This is a genomic window from Bacillus sp. 220_BSPC, assembly GCF_001054655.1.
In the GTDB taxonomy this organism is placed as follows: Bacteria; Bacillota; Bacilli; order Bacillales; family DSM-1321; genus Peribacillus; species Peribacillus frigoritolerans.
Map to the genome: position 1 here is coordinate 1 of NZ_JVPL01000315.1, position 4416 is coordinate 4416.

The window sequence follows — 4416 nt, forward strand, 5'->3', positions numbered from 1 at the left end:
CCTCCTGCCAAAACCGGTTGCCCTTCCCGATAAATCATTAATCCGCAGTCCTGATACTGATCTTCACGAATAGGGGTTCCATGTTTTTTAAATAAATCAAGTGACACTTCCTGTCCAATCTGGCCAAGATCCCCGGTGACAATTAAATCGTAATAAGATGGATCAATGTTTCGTTCCTTTAAATGAGCTTCAATGGTATCGACCGCAGCTGGAGCCATGGCCCCTCCCATATTAAATGGATCAGTCAATCCCATATCAATCACACGACCGATTGTTGCAGAAGTGACACGTGGTCCTTCCCCAGAATTACTAAGTAAAGCCGCACCAGCACCTGTCACTGTCCATTGTGCAGTAGGTGGTTTTTGTCCACCGTATTCCGTTGGATAACGAAACTGTTTTTCAACGGCTGTATCATGACTGGAAGCCCCTGTTAACAAATATTTGGCTCCGTTTGTATTGACAATATAGGCCCCTAAAGCTAATCCTTCCATAGAGGTAGAACAGGCACCAAACAACCCAAAATAAGGGGCTCCAATTGTTCGGCTCGCGAAACTTGTCGGGGTAATCTGATTGATTAGGTCTCCTGCAAGGAGGAACTGAACCTGTTCCTTTTGAATCCCCCCTTTTTCCATTGCCTTTTGACAAGCTTCTTCAAAAAAGATTTTATGAGCTTTTTCATAGGAATCCTGTCCGAGCCATAAATCAGAATGCAGAAGATCAAAATCTTCCGCGATAGCTCCATCTGCTTCGAATGGTCCTCCGACTGTACCTGTTGAAATAATCACAGGCTTTTGTTCGAATACCCATGTACGATGACCTTCTAACATCACAAACCACCCCACTTTATAAGAATTGTTTTAATCAATGCAATGACAAACGCGGAAAAGACGCCAAATACAATTACCGAACCTGCGAGTTTGAAAATATTACCACCTACCCCTAATACCAACCCCTCCGTTCGATGTTCAATGGCTGCTGAAATGACGGCGTTTCCGAAACCAGTAACTGGTACAGCAGTACCGGCACCTCCAAATTGAGCCATTCGATCATAGACTCCGAAACCTGTAAGAAGCATCGTGATAAAAATTAAAGTCCCTACCGTAGGATTTCCAGCCGTTTGATCGGTAAAATCAAAATAATAAATATAAAACGTTGAAATAAACTGACCGATAAGGCAAATAAGCCCCCCCGTTAAAAATGCTTTAATGCAATTTTTAACCACTGGTCTTTTGGTTTCCCGGTGTTTTTGAATACCTTGGTATTCTTGTTGAACAGGAGTCAATTGTTTCTTTTTATTATTCGACATGGGTCCAGCCCTCTTTCTCCTTACGATTGTTCCTTCATAAGACTTTTGATTTTATTGAAATCCTTTTCTAATTTCTTCATATTCGTGTTACCCTTTTGGAGTTTTTGTTCTAATTGGTCAAGTTCAAAATACATTTTTTGATCGGTCGAAACCAAGATTTTATAATCTGGATACATTTTTTCTAAGTCTGATTTCACGTTCTTTTTGATTTTCTTTAATCGAAAACGATCAAATTGATCAACTTTTATCGCTACTAACAACTCTTTATCCGTATTCACAGCCTTCACATCTGAAATCTCTTCCTCCATGATGACCTTCTCTTTTGCTTGATTGGCAACCGATTGATTGATTGGCTTGCTTGTATGTACCTGTGAAATACTCAAATCCTCATTGTCATCACCCAACTGATTCTGTTTTCCATTACATCCTGATCCTAATCCGATAACAATTAGTAATAAAAGAAAAATGATAAATTTGTTCGTTTTGTCTTTCATGAAATCACCCCTTTGTTTTAGTTTGAAGGTGTAAAAAGGTTGGTTTACTCAACCAACCTTTTCTAGCTTTTTTTATTATTGTTGTTTATATTGGGGTTCTTCTTGTTCGATTTGTTGAATACGTGGTTCAATGGTGTCTATAACGGATTGAGTTTGTTTAGCAGCATCTTGGTAAAGCTGCTTTGCTTGTTTGTTTTCTGTACCAAGTGAAAAGGTTTCGAAGCTAGCCTGTGCACTTTTCAAACCTGCAAGAGTTGTCTTAACGTCACTGATTACTGTCATGATTGTCTCCTCCTTATTTTTTTAAAAAAATTGTTACTCTTTTAGAATGGTGAAAACAGAGATTTTTATCCCTTTTATTTTTTCCCATTTTAACTAAGAATCAAAGGTAATGTTTGAAAATAAGTTACTATCCTTTTTCCTAAAAATATAAATAACAACCGTTTTATATCCACACGGTTGCTATATTTCACGACTATTAACGATTCCAAATTTTCTTTAAATCTAATGGTACGAATACTTTATCCCCATGTATCTCCTTATGTATAATAAGATGTGAAAAGTTTGGATCTAAACTTAACCCTTCTGTTTTATGCCTTGCTGGATTTACTCCTAAAAAATTCTTAAAATCTTCGGTTAGCCGCATATCAGTAGCTCCTTTTTTATTTTTAAAACATTTTTAATATATCCATCAAGAATGTTTTTATTTTTATTTTTAAAAAATGAATCATAAAGCTAAGAACTTCAGGATCCATTTAAAAAAATTAGGAAATCGATGTTGATATAACCAGCCCTGATTTCATTTAGCCGGGTTTCGGAAACCAAATAGAGTGCAAAATCTGAATGCCTTTCCTTATTCCTATCCGTTGTATTTAACTGCTATAAACATCGTAAATTCCCTGAGAATGAAGATAAAGTTGATGCAATAATTGTAAATTGTATAAAAATAGTTAAAAAGGAGAAGGTAATATTGCAAGTAATAAATGTAGAGAGGACGATTAAAATGAATCAAAAGTGGTTAAAACTATTAACAAGTGTATTTCTTTCTACAATCATGTTAATGGGTTGTAATAATTCAGATGGGGATAATAATCCAGCTCCTCCTGATACAGAGGATCCAATTGAAGATCCTAAAGATGCAACTGACCCAGATAATTTAGATGATCATGATGCAGTCCCTGATACAGAGGAACCAATTGAAGACCCTCAAGATGCAACTGACCCAGATAATTTAGATGATCATGATGCAATCCCTGATACAGAGGATCCAATTGAAGATCCTAAAGATCTAAACGACGCAGATAATAAAGATGAATAATAATTTAAATAGGTCAACAGCAATATGTTTCAATACCGTTTGTTTTCAAACGGTATTTTTTATGCTTCAAATTGAACTATATGTTAATAACTTTTCCATTTGTGACAAAACCTACGATGGTTTTAATTGTAAATAAACTAAAACTAATACTAACTTCTTCCAAAGTTTTTCCTCCAAATATCAAAAACTATGACAGATCAGCTGGTGTCAATGCAGGGTAATGCCACAACCAGCCTAACGAATATATAGCGTAGCGTTTCCTTGTTACGCTATTTCGTGAGGGTTAAGGGAATCATAATCTGTTGATGCCTTGTGGAATTGACCACAAAAAGAAGCGTGATTGGGTGGAGTGTCTTGAACTTTAAGTTAAGGGTAAGTATCAGTAACTAGCGTTTTATGGCTGGTAAATATGATTGGCATTGTCAGACACTGTTCATGTAGAAAGATACTTGTGGTGAAAGCCACACTAAACAAAGTGATACATACGGATACAATAGCTTTCCTGTACATTCAGTAGTATTAAGTAACCAGTAGTTTGCTGTTTTCTTTAAAACAGTTTGCTACGGTTACTATGTCCAGCCATTTTCCACGCTTAGCCAACCATTCAGGCCAAACCCTAAAACAAAAGCAAGGATAACCTTCTAAAATAGTTGAAAGAATTACTTTTAAGATAACGGAGGTTAAGGCAACACAACTACATAACATTATATTTACTATTATAAGGATTCGTAGTTTGGGTTGTAGAAGAATGACAGTCCTTCAGCAACCGATAGGGCGGTAGTTTAAGTAACTAAAATAAGGCAGCCATAACGACAAAGAACCCCTGTACAGCTTCTTTAAGGCTGGTACAAGGGCTACTTTCAACTATAACAGGTGTATCACTAATATCCCGCAAAACCAGAATATTATTCAATGTAAAAGAAGCTATAACAACAGAGTACCCCTGCACAGCTTCCGTTACAGGCTGATACAGGGGAAAAGAGAAATTTCTAATTGGGTTGTCCATAATATAACACTAAACCCAGGTATTGTTACTCCTTGAATAACATGTAGGAACCTATATAAATCGTGCGTACGCTTCGCTAAAACTAATGGAAATCATTAGCTATTTTCTCCACTATGTGATGCACAATAGATCTCTGCGAAACTTATGATGACGTACCCTCCCATGTCTCTTAGCGTCATTTGCGCTTACATTCCTTCGTTCGGTCTATTCATAAGGCGGAGGCCTGCTAAGCTGCCCCGGGGACTCTTGGTCTTAGTTTAGTAATGTTGCTGGCTTCTCCGTGTCATCCTTC

At 37.0% G+C, this 4416-nt stretch carries 6 protein-coding genes; 1 reads left to right on the forward strand and 5 read right to left on the reverse strand.

The window, feature by feature from the left end:
- The 5 genes from ADA55_RS26395 to ADA55_RS30180 all read right to left on the reverse strand — a co-directional run.
- The coding region (locus ADA55_RS26395; protein WP_048689481.1) for a stage V sporulation protein AD at positions 1-827 on the reverse strand (827 nt) is incomplete at its 3' end.
- Positions 827-1306 (reverse strand): stage V sporulation protein AC, encoded by a 480-nt coding sequence (gene spoVAC, locus ADA55_RS26400; RefSeq protein WP_048689483.1) that lies wholly within the window; start codon positions 1304-1306, stop codon positions 827-829. The genes spoVAC and ADA55_RS26395, both read right to left, overlap by 1 nt.
- A 20-nt stretch (positions 1307-1326) precedes the next feature.
- Positions 1327-1800 (reverse strand): YhcN/YlaJ family sporulation lipoprotein, encoded by a 474-nt coding sequence (locus ADA55_RS26405; RefSeq protein WP_048689488.1) that lies wholly within the window; start codon positions 1798-1800, stop codon positions 1327-1329.
- A gap of 75 nt (positions 1801-1875) precedes the next feature.
- A complete protein-coding gene (locus ADA55_RS26410) occupies positions 1876-2082 on the reverse strand; it encodes a DUF1657 domain-containing protein (protein ID WP_048689490.1) in 207 nt (68 codons plus the stop codon).
- A 196-nt stretch (positions 2083-2278) separates the two neighbouring features.
- Complete coding sequence (locus ADA55_RS30180) at positions 2279-2446, reverse strand: hypothetical protein (RefSeq protein WP_181151571.1); 168 nt, start codon at positions 2444-2446, stop codon at positions 2279-2281.
- 357 nt (positions 2447-2803) lie between these two features.
- On the opposite strand from ADA55_RS30180, the gene ADA55_RS26415 reads away from it, so the two are divergent.
- Positions 2804-3118 (forward strand): hypothetical protein, encoded by a 315-nt coding sequence (locus ADA55_RS26415; RefSeq protein WP_048689495.1) that lies wholly within the window; start codon positions 2804-2806, stop codon positions 3116-3118.
- Positions 3119-4416: the final 1298 nt, after the last annotated feature.

What these genes read in the sequence shown, in the direction of transcription:
- ADA55_RS30180 (WP_181151571.1), bottom strand. Translation starts at nt 2,446, where the DNA reads ATGCGGCTAACCGAAGATTTTAAGAATTTTTTAGGAGTAAATCCAGCA.
- ADA55_RS26415 (WP_048689495.1), top strand. Translation starts at nt 2,804, where the DNA reads ATGAATCAAAAGTGGTTAAAACTATTAACAAGTGTATTTCTTTCTACA.
- ADA55_RS26410 (WP_048689490.1), bottom strand. Translation starts at nt 2,082, where the DNA reads ATGACAGTAATCAGTGACGTTAAGACAACTCTTGCAGGTTTGAAAAGT.
- spoVAC (WP_048689483.1), bottom strand. Translation starts at nt 1,306, where the DNA reads ATGTCGAATAATAAAAAGAAACAATTGACTCCTGTTCAACAAGAATAC.
- ADA55_RS26405 (WP_048689488.1), bottom strand. Translation starts at nt 1,800, where the DNA reads ATGAAAGACAAAACGAACAAATTTATCATTTTTCTTTTATTACTAATT.